The sequence below is a fragment of the Flavobacterium odoriferum genome, from assembly GCF_025499515.1.
In the GTDB taxonomy this organism is placed as follows: Bacteria; Bacteroidota; Bacteroidia; order Flavobacteriales; family Flavobacteriaceae; genus Flavobacterium; species Flavobacterium odoriferum.
Window position 1 is genome coordinate 1 of sequence record NZ_JAMKFA010000027.1, and the last position, 19,213, is coordinate 19,213.

Here is a 19,213-nt window from a genome sequence, read left to right on the forward strand (position 1 = left end):
CATTATAAACTTAGCTAAGCAAGAAATTTCAAAAAATGAAAAAAAATTAATTTTTACAAATTCAATTTTTGATGAGGTTGAAGAAAAGGATTTAAAAGTTGAACTCAAAGAAGAAAAAAAGTTGCGCGAAAAAAAGAAGAAAGTTGAAATTGAGAAATCAAAACCCACTCTCGAAGAAACCCAAATCTATTTCCTCGAAAAAAACTTTCCCGAAGTCGAAGCACAACGCTTTTTCAACTACTTCGAAAGCAACGGCTGGTTAGTCGGTGGCAGAACCAAAATGAAAGACTGGAAAGCTGCAGCAAGAAATTGGATGCTTAACACAAAGAAGTTTGGAAACAAACCGAATACTTCAGTTCGTACAGAAACCAAAACCATTAATCTAAATCCAAACCACCTTCACGTAACAAATCAAAAAAACTATGGAGAAGCACTTTAACACCATCAAAGACACTTTCGTTATTCAAAACGGAATCAAAGTTTACAACTTCAATTGGTGCTTAAACTACATCGAGTACCAGGGCAAACGCTCCTATGGTCGTTATTTCAAAATTGAAACCATTGACCATCAAACCATTCTCAAATTGGTAATTTATGCCATTCGAGACGAAAAAAAGGCTTTAGAGCTCGATTTAGACCTCAACAAAGGTATTTTGTTGTCGGGACCAATTGGATGCGGGAAAACGTCAATTATGGCGTTAATTCGACCATTTTTTTACCACAAACACGACTACAAAATCAAAACATGTAGAGAAATATCATTCGAATTCGCAAAAAACGGCTTCGAATCACTTCATCATTATACCCAAAAAGAACACACGCAAACACGTTTAACCGGCTACTGTTTCGACGACTTAGGAGCAGAACAAAACATAAAACACTACGGCAACGACCTCAACGTAATGGCAGAAATAATCATTTCACGCTACGAAGACTTCGTTCAAAATCAATCCGTCACCCACATTACCACAAACCTCTCCGCCAGCGAAATCGAAGCACTTTACGGCAACCGCCTCCGCTCAAGGATGAGGTCAATGTTCAACCTAATCACCTTCAGCAATGAATCTAGGGATAAAAGATAATTTTCAATATTTCTAAAGAATTGAATTGTCATACTGAGCTTGTCGAAGTATCTCCTACGAAGTAGGCTTACTCTTTTAAGCGCAGCTTAAAACCACAACCTGAAACCTTAAACTTGAAACAAAATGAACAAACAACTAAACCCTCGCCAAATAAAAACCATCCAAAACTTTTGGAACTGGTTCCAAGATAACGAACAAGCCATCTACCATGCTTGCAAATTAGAAATTGACAAAGAAGAAGTTTTCTTTCACATCCAAAGAAACCTCAACTATATCTCAAAAAGAATAGTCATCTACATTTACATGCAAAACAATCAACCTAACAAATTTTGTGTTTTATTTTCAGCTCACGGATATCGTAAACTATTTCCTAAAATCATTGCGTTAGGAGAAAAAGCACCAAGATTAGAATACTTCACAGCTCACACATTTCTAAAGCCATTATGTGCCGAAAACAAAAACCAATTTTCAGACAAAATGATAGAGATGATTAAATCAATTTTAATCAAGTTAGAAGACTACAATACAGCTAGTAAAAAAATTATACTAACGCTTTATATGCCTGAAAACATTTCAAATGAAGACAAGGTATATTCAAAAAAATATGTAAAATCATTATTGCGTTTTACTTTGGGTGAAATAATCTTCAAAAAGCACATCAAAGAAGTCCACTTCAAACCTTTACCAAGAAACACAAACGGCTTACTATCACTCTCTGAACTCCCAGAATTCATAGACTATCTCGCAAAAATCAATTACAGTAGAAAATTAAAAATATTCTTTGAGTAAATTATTATGAAATATGTGATTCAAGTATAGAACTATCAACACATTACATTTGATTATTTAAACATTTAAAATGGGTTTACTTTCTAAATGGGTTTAATTCATATAATTCAACATTTTTCTTTCGATTGGATTTTTATATATTTACAACCAATTGCCAAAAAACAATTTTTAGTGTTTTTAAATTTATTCTACTAAAATATAGAGTCTTAAAATAATTATTTACAATATAACATGACAAGCACAGCACAAAGAGCAGAATTACAAGCCAAGATATGGAAAATTGCCAATGAAGTAAGAGGTTCAGTTGATGGATGGGATTTCAAACACTTTGTATTGGGAGCACTTTTCTATCGATTTATCAGTGAAAATTTTACAAAATACATAGAAGGTGGTGATGACAGTATTGATTACGCCAACATATCAGATAAGGTAATAACACCTGAAATAATAGACGATGCTGTTAAAACAAAGGGATATTTCATTTATCCAAGTCAATTGTTTATAAATGTTACCAAAACGGCTAACACCAATCCAAACTTAAATACCGATTTAAAAGCAATATTTAATGCCATTGAAAGTTCTGCAAATGGGTATCCATCAGAAGAAGATATAAAAGGTTTATTTGCCGATTTCGATACTACCAGTACTCGCTTGGGTAACACAGTAGAAAACAAAAACAGTCGTTTAGCAGCTGTTTTGAAAGGGGTTGAGGAACTAAATTTTGGTAATTTTGAAGATAGCGAAATAGAACTTTTTGGTGATGCTTATGAATTTCTAATTGGCAATTATGCAGCTAATGCGGGTAAATCAGGTGGTGAGTTTTTTACACCAGTGCACGTGTCAAAACTAATTGCACAATTGGCAATGCACAAACAAGAAAAGGTGAATAAAATTTATGATCCGGCAGCTGGTTCAGGTTCACTGTTGTTACAAGCAAAAAAACACTTTGATAACCACATCATTGAAGAAGGTTTCTTTGGTCAAGAAATAAACCATACCACTTATAACCTGGCTCGTATGAACATGTTTTTACACAACATTAATTACGACAAGTTCAATATAGCTTTAGGCGACACATTGCATCATCCGCATTTTATTGACGACAAACCTTTTGATGCCATTGTTTCTAATCCTCCCTATTCAGTAAAATGGATTGGGGATGATGACCCAACATTAATAAATGATGACCGTTTTGCTCCTGCAGGGATTTTGGCTCCTAAATCAAAAGCTGATTTTGCTTTTGTACTGCATGCTTTAAGCTATCTGTCAAGTAAAGGAAGAGCGGCCATTGTTTGTTTTCCTGGTATTTTTTATCGTGGCGGTGCCGAGCAGAAAATTAGAAAATATTTGGTGGATAACAACTTTGTAGAAACTATTATTTCAGTAGCACCCAATTTGTTTTATGGAACTTCTATAGCGGTAACAATCCTAGTACTTTCTAAACATAAGACCAATACTAAAACTCAATTCATTGATGCTAGTGGTGAAGATTTCTTTAAGAAAGTGACCAATAACAATATGATGACAGATAATCATATTGATAAAATAATGGAAATCTTTGACCGCAAAGAGGAAGTACCATATGTAGCAACTTGTGTTGACAATTCTAAAATTGCAAACAACGATTACAACCTCTCTGTAAGTTCTTATGTTGTAGCTAAAGACAATCGCGAGCAAATTAACATTGAGGTATTAAACAACGAAGTGGCTAAAACAGTGCTAAAAATAGATAAACTTCGGATAGATATTAATGCCATTATAAAAGAAATTGAAGCATGAGTTTTCTAGATAAAATATTGGATGATGCTACTGTAGAATGGAAACCTTTGGGAGAGGTTGCAAATTTAAGTCGTGGTCGAGTAATGTCTAAAGAATATTTGATTGATAATGCAGGGGAATATCCTGTTTATAGTTCCCAAACTGTAAATAATGGAGAAATTGGAAAAATAAATTCTTATGATTTTGAAGGTGAAGGTGTAACATGGACTACCGATGGTGCTAATGCAGGAACTGTTTTTTTTAGAAAGGATAAGTTTTCTATAACAAATGTTTGTGGTTTAATAAAAATAAAAGATTTAGAAAAATTAAACTATAAATTTTTGTTTTACTGGCTTTCTATTGAAGCAAAAAAGCATGTTTATTCGGGAATGGGAAATCCTAAATTGATGAGTAATCAAATGACGAAAATCCAAATCCCAATTCCATGTCCAAATAATCCAAAAAAATCACTTGAAATTCAACAAAAAATAGTTGGAATTCTCGATAAGTTTACAGAGCTTACAGCAGAGCTTACAGCAGAGCTTACAGCAGAGCTTACAGCACGTAAAATGCAATATAGTTATTACAGAGAGAAATTGTACCACTTTGATAAAAATAAAGTACAACATTTACCAATGGATGATGAAAGTATTGGAGTGTTTCAAAGAGGAAAACGTTTTGTAAAAACAGATTTGATTTCAGAGGGAGTTCCTGTCATTCATTATGGTGAAATGTATACACATTATGGTACTTGGGCAGATAGAACTAAATCATTTTTGAGTGAAGAACTTGTTAAAAGTAAAAATCTACGTGTAGCTCAAAAAGGTGATGTTGTTATAGTTGCAGCAGGTGAAACGATTGAAGATATTGGAATGGGGACTGCATGGTTAGGAGAAGAAGGAGTAGTAATACATGATGCTTGTTTTTCATACAAAACTTCATTAAATCCTAAGTTTGTAGCTTATTTTACTCGTACTAAGCAATTCCATGACCAAATAAAAAAACACATATCTTCTGGTAAAATTTCTGCAATTAATGCTAGAGGTTTAGGTAAAGCATTAATTCCTGTTCCTTCTCAAGAAGAACAAGAACGAATAGTATCCATTCTTGATAAATTTGATACACTTACCAATTCAATTCGTGAAGGTTTACCAAAAGAAATTGAGTTACGTAAAAAACAATATGAATACTATAGAGATTTGTTATTAGCATTTCCACAAGATAATTAGTATAATTTATGAGTCAGACTTTAACAGAAATAGCACAAAAATTAATAGCTGCAAATAAAAAAGTGCAATTAATATATGCGTTTAATGGTACAGGTAAAACACAATTATCTAATGAGTTCAAAAAAATATTTGGGCAGGATGAGGAGGAAGACGAAGGGAATTTAAATAAAAAGCAAATGCTTTATTATAATGCATTTTCAGAAGACTTGTTTTATTGGCAAAATGAAGATGAAAATAATATATTGAAAATTCACTCAAACGAGTTTACGAATTGGATTATTAGAGATAGAGGTCAAGATCAAAATATTATAAATCATTTTCAACGTTATACTAATGATAAACTTAACCCTTTGTTTAATGAGCAAACAAGGGTTATTAATGTAGATGGTGCACTTCGTAATCAAACATTCTATCCTGAAGTTACTTTTTCATATTTGAAAGGAACAGAACGATTTGACAATATCAAAATTTCTAAAGCAGAAGAAAGATGCTTTATTTGGAGTGTGTTTTACACACTTTTTGTTGAGATTGTTGGAATTTTGAAGTATATAGAAGATGATAGGGATGAAGAAACTTTTAACGATCTGAAATATATTTTTATAGATGACCCTGTAAGCTCATTAGATGATAATCATTTAATTGAGTTGGCTGTGGATGTTGCTAAATTAGTAAAGTCTTGTGAATCAAAAGATTTAAAATTTATAATCACTACTCACAATCCTTTGTTTTACAATGTGATTTCAAATGAATTAAATAATAAGTATCCAAACAAAAATCCTAAAATTATTGATAACAACGGTTCACAAAAAGAATGGCTATACAAAGAAGATCAGTCGTGTAAGTATAAATTAGTTAAAAAGAATGATGGAACTTTTAATCTTTCTCCAATAGGTAGAAATACACCTTTTTCATATCATCTTTCTCTGCTATTTGAACTACAGAAAGTCAAGCAAATAGAGGAAGTGAAAAAGTATCACTTTAATTTTCTAAGAAATATATTGGAAAAAACCGCAACATTTTTAGGGCATTCTAAATGGGAAAGCTTATTGCCTTTGATGCCTGATGGTTCACGTGATCCATTCGCAAATCGTATTTTAAATTTATCTAGTCATTCAGCTCATGCTGGTGAAGAAATAGCGGAAGTTCAGGAAAACGATAAAACTAAATTTATTGAATTGATAGAATTTTTAGAAAGAGAGTACAAATTTTCTAATCTGATTACATCAAATGACACAGTATAAAACCATAGCAGAATCAAACAATTTTATTGTTTTAGATAAATATACCAAGTATTCTGAAGTTAATGAACCATCTATGGTTTATCAAACGGAGGCGGCTCTGGAAAAAGAATTTATCCTGGATCTAATCAATCAAGGGTACGAAAATCCTAACCTAAATACTACAGAAGGGCTGTTGGCAAATGCAAGAATGCAATTGCAAGCTCTCAACAATATGGAGTTTTTAGACAGCGAATGGGTTCGTTTCTTAGAAGAATACTTAGATAAACCAAGCGATAACCTAATCGATAAAACAAGAAAAATTCACGAAAACTATATCTATGATTTTGTTTTTGACGATGGACATATCCAAAACATTTATTTAGTTGATAAGAAAAATATAGCTCGAAATAAAGTACAAGTAATTAAACAATTTGAACAAAAAGGAACGCATGCCAATCGGTATGATGTAACCATTTTAATCAATGGCTTGCCTTTGGTTCAAGTAGAATTAAAAAAACGTGGAGTAGCTATTCGAGAGGCATTTAATCAAGTGCATCGCTATACCAAAGAGAGTTTAAACAGTTCAAATTCGTTATTTAAATACTTGCAAATTTTTGTAATTTCTAACGGTACTGACAGCCGCTATTTTGCGAATACTGTGGAGCGAAACAAAAACAGTTTCGACTTTACAATGAATTGGGCAAAAGCGGATAATACGCTAATCAAAGATCTTAAAGATTTTACAACAACATTTTTTGAAAAACGTACGTTGTTAAATGTATTACTAACCTATTCAGTTTTTGACACCAGCGATACATTACTAATTATGCGACCTTATCAAATCGCAGCTACCGAGAGAATGTTGTGGAAAATCCAAAGTTCTTTTCAAGCTAAAATTTGGTCTAAAGTAGAAGGTGGTGGTTATATTTGGCACACAACAGGTTCAGGAAAAACATTAACAAGTTTTAAAGCTGCACGTTTGGCCACTGAATTAGACTTCATTGATAAAGTATTCTTTGTAGTGGATCGTAAAGATTTGGACTTTCAAACGATGAAAGAATACCAACGCTTTTCACCTGATAGTGTAAACGGTTCTGATAGTACAGCAGGATTGAAGAGAAACCTAGAGAAGGACGATAATAAAATTATTGTCACAACCATTCAAAAGCTAAACAACCTAATGAAAACGGAGAGTGATTTAGCCATTTATCAAAAACAAGTAGTTTTTATTTTTGATGAAGCACATCGCTCTCAATTTGGCGAAGCACAAAAGAACCTGAATAAGAAATTTAAAAAATTCTATCAATTTGGTTTTACGGGTACTCCAATCTTTCCTGAAAATGCTTTGGGTGCTGAAACAACTTCAAGTGTTTTTGGTCGTGAATTACATTCATATGTCATTACCGATGCAATCAGAGATGAAAAAGTATTAAAATTCAAAGTAGATTACAACGATGTACGTCCACAGTTTAAAAGTATAGAAAAAGAGTTTGATGAAAAGAAATTAACGGCTGCTGAAAACAAAAAAGCATTTTTACATCCTGCGCGTATCAAAGAAGTTTCGCAATACATTCATAAGAATTTTAGAATTAAAACCCACAGAAACCAAGGTGGAAACAAAGGCTTTAATGCCATGTTTGCTGTGAGTAGTGTGGATGCAGCCAAATGTTATTACGAAGAATTAAACCGCCTGCAAAAAGAAAGTGATAAACCTTTAAAAATTGCAACAATATTCTCTTACGCTGCCAATGAAGAGCAGAGTGCCATTGGTGAAATTGTCGATGAAAATTTTGAGCCAACTGCATTGGATAGTAGTGCCAAAGAATTTTTAACAGCAGCTATAAACGACTACAATGCTATGTTTAAAACTAGTTTTGGTGTTGAAAGCAAAGAGTTTCAAAACTATTACCGTGATCTTGCAAAACGTGTAAAAAGTAAAGAAATTGACCTTATCATTGTGGTGGGTATGTTCCTTACAGGTTTTGATGCTCCAACATTAAATACCTTATTTGTAGACAAGAATCTGCGTTATCATGGTTTAATGCAAGCTTTTTCACGTACTAATCGTATTTATGATGCGACAAAAACCTTTGGAAATATTATTACTTTCAGAGATTTAGAAACCGCAACTGTAGATGCCATAACGTTGTTTGGAGATAAAAACACTAAAAACGTAGTACTTGAAAAAAGCTATAAAGAATATTTAGAAGGTTTTACCGATGTTGCAACTGGACATGCACGCAGAGGATTCATAGATGTCGTAAAAGATTTAAGTGAAAAATTTCCGAATCCTGATGAAATTGTAACTGAAAAAGACAAAAAAGAATTCTCAAAATTATTTGGAGAGTATTTACGAGTGGAAAACATCCTGCAGAATTACGACGAGTTTACCAATTTAAAGGCTTTTAAAACAATTGATTTAAATGATGCTCTAGCAATACAGGAATTTAAAGAAACTTACTTTGTATCAGACAACGATATTGCAGTAATGCAAGATATAAGTTTATTACCTGAACGAACGATTCAAGATTATCGCTCTACCTATAATGATATACGTGAATGGTTAAGACGAGAAAAAAGTGGCAAAGAAGCTGAAGAATCTAAAATAGATTGGGATGATGTTGTCTTTGAAATAGACTTATTGAAATCTCAAGAAATTAATCTTGATTATATTCTAGAATTAATTTTTGAGCATAATAAAAAGAATAAAGACAAGGCTACTTTAATAGAAGAAATCCGTAGAGTAATACGTGCAAGTATTGGCAACAGAGCAAAGGAAAGTTTAGTTGTAGATTTCATCAATGAAACAGACCTGGAAACTATTCAAGACAAAGCAAATGTTATAGATTCATTCTTTAAATATGCACAAGAAAAACAGAAAAAAGAAGCTTCCGAATTAATTACCGAAGAAAACCTAAATGAAGTGGAAGCAAAACGATACATTGCTAACTCATTAAGACGAGAATTTGCAACTGATACTGGAACAGAACTAAATGCACTTTTACCAAAAATGAGTCCTTTAAATCCTCAGTATTTGACTAAGAAGAAAAGTGTTTACCAGAAAATTGTTGAATTTGTGGAGAAATTCAAAGGTGTTGGAGGGCAATTATAAAGTAAAATGAAGTTACGTTATTGTTTTTAAAACTATAGGAAAAGAAATTATAATGCTAGATAATGCTCAAACAGAAGTATAAAAAATAATATTAGAATAAGCAATGAAAGTATTCGTAGTAAGATCAGATTTTGGTAGATATACAAAAGCATTTAAAGAAAATAATTATGTGGGTATTGGTTGGTTTGACCAATTGATTGACAAAACTTTGTCTAGAGAACAAATAAAAGATGAATATAGAAAAGTTTACCATAAAGATGGAAACATGAGAGTCAATCAAAATGCAGGTCAAGTTTATCGCTTTATTAACGATATCAAAATAGATGATATTGTAATAACACCATATTCAGATAATAGATTATTGGTTGGTAAAGTAACTTCAGAGGTGTACTATGAAAAAGATACAACTTCACGTTATTATCTAAGAAAAAAAGTAGAATGGTTTTCAAATACATTAGACAGACAAATTCTTAGCATTCCATTACAAAATACACTAAGAAGCAGCTTAACAGTGTATACACTTTCTAATGGTAATGAGATATTAAAGCATTATAATTTAGTTTCAAATACAAAACAAAAAGAAATACAAGAGTTCAATATTCACGAAACCATAAAAAAGAAACTGTTAGAATTAGATGGTTTCGAGTTTGAAACACTCGTTAGTTATTTGTTACAAACAATAGGTTTTGAGAAAACAGATGAAAAACAAGGTGGCGTTGCTGATGGAGGTATAGATTTTGAAGGGATTTTAAATATTTATGGTATGGCAACTATTAACTTACAAGTTCAAGTAAAAAGATATGAGTCAAACAGTATCAAATGGAAAGATATCGCAGCTTTTAGAGGAGCTATGAAAAAAGATTATCAAGGTTGTTTTATTACATTAAGTAAGTTTGACAAAAAAGCTATAGAAAATGCACAAGACAAAGATAAAGTAGCAATAAATTTAATTGACGGTAACAAATTAATAGATATTTTTATTAGGCAATATGATGAAATTATTGCAGCAATGCGGGAAGATGATAACGATGAACTTGCCGATAAATTAAAATTTAAAAAAGCTTTAGTGCCTTATTAAAATGATAATAAAATTTGAAGACGATATAAAAACAGATTTTGAAGGCTATCAAAAACTAATAGATTTAATTCCAAGAATTAGCAAAAGCATAGAAAAGGAAATAATATTAGATTTTTCTAATGTATTTTTTTTTGAAGCCAATTTATGCGCAATATTAGCCACCATAATCGAAATTTTAGAGAAAAACGGTAAAATTGTAAAATTGGTAAATTTTAACAATAGAGTTGAAACCATTTTAAGGAAAAATGAATTCTTAATTTCATATGGGTATGGTAAAATTTTTGATAATTACCAAACATCTATAAAGTATAGAAAATTTAACCCAGCAGATAAAAAAGATGATAATAATTTTGAAGATTATATAAAAGAAGAATTATTGAGTAAAAATGATTTTCCATCGCATAGTAAACTTTTAGGAAAACATATTACACTAAGAATTTTTGAATTATATGAAAATGCTAGAACTCACGGCTCTTGCGATTTTATCCATGCATGTGGTCAATATTTTCCAAAAAGAATGGAAAAACCATTAAATGTAACAATTGTAGATACAGGAAAAAACTTTCAAGAAAATGTATCAGAATTTTTAAATGAAACAATTTCGGCAGTCGATGCAATTGAATGGGCTATGAAAAAAGGAAACACTACTAAAACGGGAGATATATCCGGTGGTTTAGGTCTAGATCTAATTTTCCAATTTATTCAGCATAATAAAGGTAAAATTCAAATTATTTCATCAGATGGTTTTTGGGAATGGCATAGAGGTAAATCAACTAAAATGATATTAAATAATCCCTTTAATGGTACTATAGCTAATTTGAGATTTAATTTAAACGACAATTCACATTATAAACTAGTAGAAGAAACAGACGACGATTGGGATAATTTATTTTAATAACTATTTTGTATCTTTGCATTAAATTCAAATAAATATGAGCAATTTAATTGTTAAAAATATTATCGATAGCGATATAGCTGTTGCTACAGATGCTGGTGATAAGGTATTTAATGAAATTGTAAACTATCTATCTAAAAATAAATCTGTAACTCTTGATTTTACTGACATTTCTATCCTAACTACAGCTTTTTTAAATGCTGCAATTGGACAACTTTACAGTAATGATAAATTTTCAAGTGATTTCCTAAATGATAACTTAAAAGTTATTAATGTCCAATCGGAAGATAAGCCTCTTTTTTCAATGGTTATTAGAAGAGCCAAAGAGTATTTTAAAGATAAAAAAGGGTTCGAGGATTCTGCCAATAGTGCTTTTTATGACAAATAAAATTTTTCAATCTAAAGATTTTGATTTCAAATCCAATCAGAGTTTCTTTTTTGATAATAATATTTGGATGTTTCTTTATTGCCCTATTGCTCAATATAATGAAGCTAAACAAAATGTTGCATCTACTTTATTTGAAAAAATTCTAAGTAGAAATGGCAGTATTATTGTAAATAGTTTAATTGTTTCAGAATTTAGTAATGCATATTTAAGATTAGATTTCAATCTTTGGAAAGAAGAAACTAAAAATCCATTAGCAAACTTTAAAAATGATTATTTTTCAACAAAAAGAGCAATTGATACAAGGTCTGATATAGCAAATACTGTAAATAACAAAATATTAAAAATTGCTGAGAAACATCCTGATTCTTTCAATGCATTAAACTTTAATAATATATTTTCTGCATACAAAGTTTTAGATTATAATGATGCTATAATATATAATGAATGTATAAACAAAAATTGGATATTAGTAAGTGATGATTCAGATTTTACAAAATTTGATGATTTAACAATCATTAGGATTTAATTTAAAATCTATTCAAAATTTAAAGTTTAATTGTTTTGAATAATTGAAAATATAAAAACTACCTCATTCACCTGCACAAAAATTGCTCCTAGCCTGTGCCGATAGCTATCGGTATCCAAGTATTCCTAGCATCAATGCTGCCGTTTGCTTCATAGCCTGTCCTGAGTTAAAATCGAAGGATTAATTTTTGCGTTGCTAATAACTTCTTTAGTAACTTTGTATAAAATAGAATTTGCCATGAATACTTTTGAAAACCCATATAAGGAACCAGTTCTAATAGTTAGAAATAACTTTGATATTCAAGAAGATAATGATAGTTTGGAACTAATAGCTAACAAACTAAATCAAAATCTAAAAGTATTCAGAAACAATAATTTACTAAGGGAAATTGTAACAAACAATCAACTTGAAAGTATAGAATTCAACTTTCACAATTATGAAGAAAGCAACATAGAACATAAAGTACTAGTTCATGGTGACGAAGCTTTCTTATTTCATGATGAACATATTTATATTCATTTACCTTTTGAATTAGATTATGATTCATTATTTGAAATGCACAATACCAATAAGCTAGCTGATGATTCATACTTTAAGTTATTATTTCAAAAAGTAAAGGACCTAGGCTCAGATGCAATTCATATCACAGTTTTTGATCCAGGAAATATGGAAGTCTTAACTGATAAAAATTGGTTAGAGATTGAACAAGTGTTACAAACAAAAGAAGAGTATTTTAAAATTGTATTCTAAGAAATATGAAACTAAAGAATTTACAAACTACTAAAGTGTTTGATTTTTACACACCTGATTTCTCAACAGAATTGGAACTACCGTATGTTGATGTAGGTATTAGTGCCGGATTTCCTTCTCCTGCAGATGACTTTATTGAGCTAACTATCGACTTAAATAGAGAATTAATAAAACATAAAGACAGTACTTTTTTCGCTAAAGTAAAAGGGGATTCCATGAAGAATGCAGGTATTTTCGATGGTGATTTATTAATTATTGATAAGAGCTTAGAACCGCAAGATGGAAAAATAGCGATTTGTCAAATAGATGGAGATTTTACAGTAAAAAGAATCAAAAAAGAAAATGACGTAGTTTGGTTAATTGCCGAAAATGAAGACTACAAACCCATAAAAGTTACAGAAGAAAACGAACTAATGATTTGGGGAATAGTAATCCATAGCATTAAAACATTTTAACCGTAGTTTGTCATACTGAGCTTGCCAAAGTATCTCCTACATAGTAGGCTTTCCTTTTGAACAAAGTTTAAAATAAACTAATCACTAATCCCTAATTACTAATCCCTTAAAAAAAATGTTCGCCCTAGTAGACTGCAATAACTTTTATGCCTCTTGTCAAAGAGTGTTTGAACCTCATTTAATTGGAAAACCCGTAGTAATACTTTCCAATAATGATGGTTGTGTTATTGCGCGTTCTAACGAAGCTAAAGCATTAGGCATTCCAATGGGTGCTCCTGCATTCGAATTCAAAAAACTATTCGAAGACAATAATGTATTTGTCTATTCTTCAAACTATGCGCTGTATGGTGATATGAGCAGCAGAGTAATGAACATACTTTCAACTTTCACACCCGATATTGAAGTATATAGTATTGATGAAGCGTTTCTAAAATTTGAAGGATTTGAATTCTTTAACCTGGAAGAGTACGGAATTAAGATTCAAAGAACCGTAACTAAAAATACAGGTATTCCAATCAGTGTAGGATTTGCACCAACAAAAGCACTAGCTAAAGTAGCCAATAAAATAGCGAAGAAGTTCCCAGAACGAACCAAAAGTGTCTATGTGATAGATACTGAAGAAAAGAGAATAAAAGCTCTTAAATGGACTAAAATTGAAGATGTTTGGGGTATTGGAAGAAAACACGCAAAACGCCTACAAGCAGTTAATGTTTTTAATGCGTATCAATTCACTCAATTACACGATGATTGGGTAAGAAAAGAAATGGCAGTTGTAGGTTTAAGATTAAAACACGAATTGGAAGGTAAACCAACATTGGATTTAGAAACTCCAAAGAGTAAAAAAATGATTGCTACAACAAGATCATTTGAAAAACCAATGACAAAACTGGAAGATGTTTCTGAACGCATTGCAACATTCACAACTTCTTGTTCCGAAAAACTAAGAAGACAAAACAGCCATTGCAACATGATTATGGTTTTTCTTCACACCAACTATTTCAGAAAGGACCAACCACAATACTCAAGAAACATAGTAATCAACACCGATTTCCCAACAAACTCCACAATCGAGTTAAACAATTATGCCCAAATTGGATTAAAAGCAATTTTCAAAGAAGGCTATAATTACAAAAAAGCAGGCGTAATAGTAATGGGTTTAACACCAAACGACCAAACCCAATTATCACTATTCAAAACCTCAAATCCAAAGCATCAGCCTTTAATGTCAGTAGTTGATAAACTTAATAGAGCCTACGGCAAAAACAAAATCAAGTTCGCTAATCAATCACTCGGCAGACAATGGAAAATGAAACAAGAAAAACTATCAAAGTCATACACAACAAGAATTGATGAGATAATAACAATTAAAATTTAAAAGATTCATTATATTTGAAAATAGAAAAACTATACAAAACTTTCGCCAATCTTGTCAATTTGGTATAAAAGTGGATTGAAAGTTTCGCATATAAACGAGTTGGCGGTAATTTGAAGAAACGATTAACAACGAAAAACATTCAAGAAAATGAAGCTATAAGTAACTGTAAGATAGAATAAGAATTGAAATATCCTTTACTACGCTAAGTAGAAAGTACGATTGTTAATATTAAAAAATTAGAAAATGATACAGTTACAGATGATTGACAAAACAAAGTCAATAGCTCAAAATGATAAAAATATTTCTGCCGTATTTATGTATGGGTCATTTACCAAAAATGAAGGGGACAAATATTCAGATATTGAATTCTACATCTTCTTGAAGGATAAAGAAAAATTTTCCGCTGAAAATTGGGTAAGCCAAATTCATCCTTTGGCATTATATTTTACCAACGAGTTTGGAAGTGAAGTTGCCATTTTTGAAAATATGATAAGGGGGGAGTTTCATTTTTTGACAAACGACCAAATGGAAGTTATCAAATCGTGGGACGGATTGGTAGAGTTTAGCGACTTTGACAAGATGATTTTAGTAGATAAAGAAGATTTATTGACTAACACGCTCAAAGAAATAAAAACTAAAGTACCTGATCGAACAACAAATGAAAATATCCTGTGGTTGAGCCAATCATTGTTGAATGTTTTACTTACAACAAGCAACTTAATTAAACGACAGGAATTTGCTCACGCTTACCAAAGCTTATCAAATGTTCAAAAATATTTACTTTGGTTAATAAGAATTGAAACATACCAAACCAAACATTGGGAAAGTCCAACAAAAAGCTTGGAAAATGACATAGATCCAGATTGGTATTCGTTATTTCAGCAGACAACATCAGAATTAGATCCGACAGATATTAAAACAGCTTTCAAGAAGACATTAACATTGACTGAAAAACTTTTTGATAATCTTGGAGTTGAAGCAAAATTAAAGGGGGTATTAAGGAGAATTGAATAAATAAACTACCGCCAACATTGTATAAGCGTAATGCGGGCGAAGTGGCTAAAATTTAGTATTTTGCCATCTATCAAAGTTCGTGTTGGCGGACAGTGTATTGCTCCGAAAACCCGCACTACGCTTATACTTGACCGTTATGTGAAAGAATAAAACGGCACCTCCAAAAAAGAAAGTACCGTTTCGAAATCAAATTTACATTATTCTCAATCCACTATTTCTGAAACAGTTGATTTTTCTATTAGGAAAATCCCATCAAAAGAATCTACTATTTCAGTTTTTAGATGTATAGAATCAAAACGAATCTTACTACAATTTTTTAATTCCTTACTTTTATTGATTATTAAACAGCATTCTTTTCCTGATAATTCCTGCATAAAAAATTCAACAGAATCCGACTCTGGAGAATCAAGTGGAAATTTATCAACCCTAAAACCAAATTGATAATCATTATCAGGATACAATGCGGCAGTTTCTCCACGTAGATTAGTTATTGCAAATGCTTTGTATTTTTCTCCAAAAGTCATCGAAAGTCTTTGCCCCATTGGATAACAACTAATAAATCCGTCAAAATCGACCGGAGTTTTTTGAATGTGAGCATTGTGGGCAACTAAAATAATCTTTTTACCAAGTGAATTTTTCAAAAACCAATCAATACTTTCTGCCATATACTGGTCTTTTGCTCCCATATCTCCCTCAATTCCCTTTTCAGTAATGAAGCTTTCCATAGCATCAGCATTATAATTCATATAAATCAAGCCTTTAACTTGATGAAGTATCGATTGAAACTCTAAACTTTCCAGTTTTGGTTGAAGAGTGACCAAACGAATGTAAACTTTTAATAGCAATGCTTTTAATTCATTATGTTCTGCTTCGTCAAAAAGCGATAAATTTAACGCAAGCTGAGAAGTCGAATAGAAATCAAATTTTTCAGCAAGATTTAAAATCTTCTGTAAGACATCAGAAGAAACGATTGAAAGTCTTTGTAAATAATCAGACACAATGTGAAAGTTTGGAAAATAAGAACCTCCATTTTTAGGAATATCAACACCCAAAAAGGTAATTTGATTATTATTGTCTTGATTATACCGACGAAGCCATAGCAAAGTATCTTTAAACTCATTTGGATAATAAAAGTGTGACAGTAACTTATCCAAATCGTCGAATGGAATTTGTGATTTTATCCACTTATCAACTTCTAATCCTTCAGAAAAACCAAACTCAAATGCCAAGGTGTCAAAATCACATTCAGTTACTAAAAACTCAATAACTTGATGTCTGAATTTAAAAAACTCTTTTATAAAATGTGAGTTTTCGCCTAAACCAACAATTGTAGAAGAATCAAAATATTCTCGAAATTGAAAAAGACTTTGCTTTATAGATGTATTATTTTCCGAATTAAACGGAAAAGTTAAAGGTTTTATATTTTTCATTATTACCTTATTTTAAATTAAAAATTAACGTACTAAAAAGTAATCATCTCAAAAAAGACGATTTAATCATTTACTTTAATTTTTAATTACCAAGGCTTGCTGAAATACATAAAATGTGAATTATTTGAATACAAAGATACTAAAAATTCCTTCACATAACATCGCATTGGCAAAATGGCGGATTAAGTGCAAAACTCAACTTTTGTGCTTTTTTACACGCCGAATGTGTTCCACATTTGCTTTTTATTTGTAAGTTAGCGATGTGTAAACACATCGGCTACGTTCGGTCTAAATTGAACTTTCGGTTCAATTTATCCGCCACTTCGCCAATGCGTTTCCCGTTGTAGTGCATTTAAAAAACGAATATTAACACTTAAAGCTAAAATAATGAAAGCTAAATTTTTATTTCTATCGTTGATAATTTTGTCAACTTTCGGCTGTAATAAGGAAGATGATAACATTGAAACCAGCATTGACGGGAATTATATTGGAATCTTTGAACGAAGCGGAAATACCTCCAATGTAGAGTTGACATTTAACAATGGGATTTGGACAGGAGAAAGTGAAACTGTGAAATTTCCTGCTTTGTGTAACGGTACATACTCAGATTCAGGAAATGTAATGACCTTTGAAAATTCTTGTCCTTGGACTGCCGAATTTGATTGGACTCTAATTTTAGGGGGCGACTGGTCTTATACTTTTAATGGAAACTTATTGATTATGACAAAGTCAAATGGAGATAAATATACTTTGACGAAACAATAAAAACGCACTACAACATTGTATAAGCGTAATGCGGGCTAAAGTGCTAAATTTAAACGAATTGAATATTAATATACATAGTGGTAAACCGAAAGTGAAGTGCTTCTTATCCCGCACTACGCTTATACGAAACCGTTCAACATCCCTTTTTAAGCATAAAAATATAAACATGTGCTTTCATTCAAAACAAACAAAAACAGCTCAAGAAGTTGAAAACAGATTTAAAGCTACTATAGAAAAGAAATAACTTTTCAAACCTGCTATGGATATAAATGGTTTTGATTTTGGAATAAATCCAGTTATCACAGATGAAAACCCTAATCTAATTAAACATTTCAATTGGGGTTTAATTCCTTCTTGGTCAAAAGACGAAGACATCAAAAAACTTACACTAAACGCAAGAATAGAAACAATCGAGGAAAAACCATCATTCAAGAATTCTATTAATAAAAGATGTTTGGTTATCGCTAATGGTTTCTATGAATGGCAATGGCAAGACAGTAAAGGCAAAAATAAAATCAAGTACGAAATTGGTATTGGTAATGACGATTTATTTGCTTTTGCAGGAATCTATTCCCAATGGGTAAATCAAATCACTGGAGAAATTAAAGACACTTATTCAATTGTTACTACACAAGCTAATCAACTAATGGCAGAAATCCACAACACCAAGAAAAGAATGCCAATAATTCTAAAACCAGAAGACGAATCAAAATGGTTACAACACGAACCAATCAATGATTTTGCCTATCCCTATGAAGTAAATCTAATTGCAACCAAATTAGATATTACTCCACAAGGTCTTTTGTTCTAGTAATCATATACAGAATATTATGAAGCGAATGGCTCGGGCATTCTTGGTTTCCATTTTCCCGCTGTCCGTTAAACACGGTATCACTCCCATCGGGGCTAAATAGTAAGCAAATGGCTTTCTTGGATTCTTTTTCTAATAGGAACGCTTCGCTAAGTTATTTGCGCCCACCCAGTCCAACGCTCCCCACCGCATAAGTGGTATTTTGTGTGTTTTTAGCACTTGTTTTCCCCATAGTAAGTCAATAAAAAAAGGCTCCCTGTTTTCCCAACCCCTCGCGCACAGTCCGCCTTTTTTTATCCACTTACACCCAATCCAAAAACAAACGCTAAAAACACACAAAAACCACTCCCAAGCTATTATTACATAATAAACCTTATAATTCATTCCCAACACCCCACGCAGTCCCCCTGAAAGTTATAAGGGTTATTATGTAAAATATCCGCGCCCAGCCGCACCCACCCGAAGATAAATAGGAACGCTAACGCTGTCGTAATTTTCATTGTTTTTTGAAAATGCCTCCCATTTCCAGTTCACTG

At 31.7% G+C, this 19,213-nt stretch carries 17 protein-coding genes and 1 pseudogene; 17 read left to right on the forward strand and 1 reads right to left on the reverse strand.

Going from position 1 to position 19,213, the window contains the following annotated elements; all coding sequences use genetic code 11:
* The 15 genes and pseudogenes from M9Q43_RS13625 to lnu(I) form a co-directional block, all read left to right on the forward strand.
* A pseudogene (locus tag M9Q43_RS13625) lies at window positions 1–439 on the forward strand (transcriptional regulator); the annotation flags it as partial.
* Window positions 423–1,082, forward strand: a complete 660-nt coding sequence (locus M9Q43_RS13630; protein WP_262319416.1) for an ATPase — start codon at window positions 423–425, stop codon at window positions 1,080–1,082. The pseudogene M9Q43_RS13625 and the gene M9Q43_RS13630, both read left to right, overlap by 17 nt.
* A gap of 123 nt (window positions 1,083–1,205) precedes the next feature.
* Entirely contained in the window at window positions 1,206–1,871 is a 666-nt protein-coding gene (locus M9Q43_RS13635) for a hypothetical protein (RefSeq protein ID WP_262319417.1), read from the forward strand.
* A gap of 231 nt (window positions 1,872–2,102) precedes the next feature.
* Window positions 2,103–3,650: a type I restriction-modification system subunit M gene (locus tag M9Q43_RS13640; RefSeq protein ID WP_262319418.1), complete on the forward strand. Its 1,548-nt coding sequence runs from the start codon at window positions 2,103–2,105 to the stop codon at window positions 3,648–3,650.
* Window positions 3,647–4,858 carry a restriction endonuclease subunit S gene (locus tag M9Q43_RS13645; RefSeq protein WP_262319419.1) on the forward strand — a complete coding sequence of 404 codons (1,212 nt, stop codon included), beginning with the start codon at window positions 3,647–3,649 and terminating at the stop codon, window positions 4,856–4,858. Before M9Q43_RS13640 ends, M9Q43_RS13645 begins: the two co-directional genes overlap by 4 nt.
* 8 nt (window positions 4,859–4,866) lie before the next feature.
* On the forward strand, window positions 4,867–6,099 hold the full coding sequence (locus tag M9Q43_RS13650; RefSeq protein WP_262319420.1) for an AAA family ATPase: 1,233 nt from the start codon (window positions 4,867–4,869) through the stop codon (window positions 6,097–6,099).
* Window positions 6,086–9,190, forward strand: coding sequence for a type I restriction endonuclease subunit R (locus M9Q43_RS13655; RefSeq protein WP_262319421.1), 3,105 nt, complete (start codon window positions 6,086–6,088; stop codon window positions 9,188–9,190). Before M9Q43_RS13650 ends, M9Q43_RS13655 begins: the two co-directional genes overlap by 14 nt.
* Before the next feature lie 103 nt (window positions 9,191–9,293).
* Window positions 9,294–10,268 carry a restriction endonuclease gene (locus M9Q43_RS13660; RefSeq protein ID WP_262319422.1) on the forward strand — a complete coding sequence of 325 codons (975 nt, stop codon included), beginning with the start codon at window positions 9,294–9,296 and terminating at the stop codon, window positions 10,266–10,268.
* 1 nt (window position 10,269) lies between these two features.
* Entirely contained in the window at window positions 10,270–11,163 is an 894-nt protein-coding gene (locus M9Q43_RS13665) for a hypothetical protein (protein ID WP_262319423.1), read from the forward strand.
* 37 nt (window positions 11,164–11,200) lie between these two features.
* Window positions 11,201–11,551 carry an STAS-like domain-containing protein gene (locus M9Q43_RS13670; protein WP_262319424.1) on the forward strand — a complete coding sequence of 117 codons (351 nt, stop codon included), beginning with the start codon at window positions 11,201–11,203 and terminating at the stop codon, window positions 11,549–11,551.
* Window positions 11,541–12,077: a PIN domain-containing protein gene (locus tag M9Q43_RS13675; RefSeq protein ID WP_262319425.1), complete on the forward strand. Its 537-nt coding sequence runs from the start codon at window positions 11,541–11,543 to the stop codon at window positions 12,075–12,077. The genes M9Q43_RS13670 and M9Q43_RS13675 overlap by 11 nt, the downstream gene beginning before the upstream one ends.
* Before the next feature lie 237 nt (window positions 12,078–12,314).
* Complete coding sequence (locus M9Q43_RS13680) at window positions 12,315–12,827, forward strand: hypothetical protein (protein WP_262319426.1); 513 nt, start codon at window positions 12,315–12,317, stop codon at window positions 12,825–12,827.
* Between the two features lie 5 nt (window positions 12,828–12,832).
* Entirely contained in the window at window positions 12,833–13,282 is a 450-nt protein-coding gene (locus M9Q43_RS13685; protein ID WP_262319427.1) for a LexA family protein, read from the forward strand.
* Between the two features lie 115 nt (window positions 13,283–13,397).
* Window positions 13,398–14,657 (forward strand): Y-family DNA polymerase, encoded by a 1,260-nt coding sequence (locus M9Q43_RS13690; protein ID WP_262319428.1) that lies wholly within the window; start codon window positions 13,398–13,400, stop codon window positions 14,655–14,657.
* Between the two features lie 243 nt (window positions 14,658–14,900).
* Window positions 14,901–15,671, forward strand: coding sequence for a lincosamide nucleotidyltransferase Lnu(I) (gene lnu(I) / locus M9Q43_RS13695; RefSeq protein WP_147862134.1), 771 nt, complete (start codon window positions 14,901–14,903; stop codon window positions 15,669–15,671).
* Window positions 15,672–15,874: 203 nt separating this feature from the next.
* Here the strand turns inward: lnu(I) and ere(D) are convergent, their stop codons facing one another.
* The gene (ere(D), locus tag M9Q43_RS13700; RefSeq protein WP_017686219.1) at window positions 15,875–17,101 is read right to left on the reverse strand and encodes an EreD family erythromycin esterase; all 1,227 of its coding nucleotides are present in this window, start codon (window positions 17,099–17,101) and stop codon (window positions 15,875–15,877) included.
* Between the two features lie 387 nt (window positions 17,102–17,488).
* Between ere(D) and M9Q43_RS13705 the strand changes: the two genes are divergently transcribed.
* Together M9Q43_RS13705 and M9Q43_RS13710 are read left to right on the forward strand one after the other, a co-directional pair.
* Window positions 17,489–17,866, forward strand: coding sequence for a hypothetical protein (locus M9Q43_RS13705; protein WP_262319429.1), 378 nt, complete (start codon window positions 17,489–17,491; stop codon window positions 17,864–17,866).
* A 259-nt stretch (window positions 17,867–18,125) separates the two neighbouring features.
* Entirely contained in the window at window positions 18,126–18,677 is a 552-nt protein-coding gene (locus M9Q43_RS13710; protein ID WP_262319430.1) for an SOS response-associated peptidase, read from the forward strand.
* Window positions 18,678–19,213 lie beyond the last annotated feature (536 nt).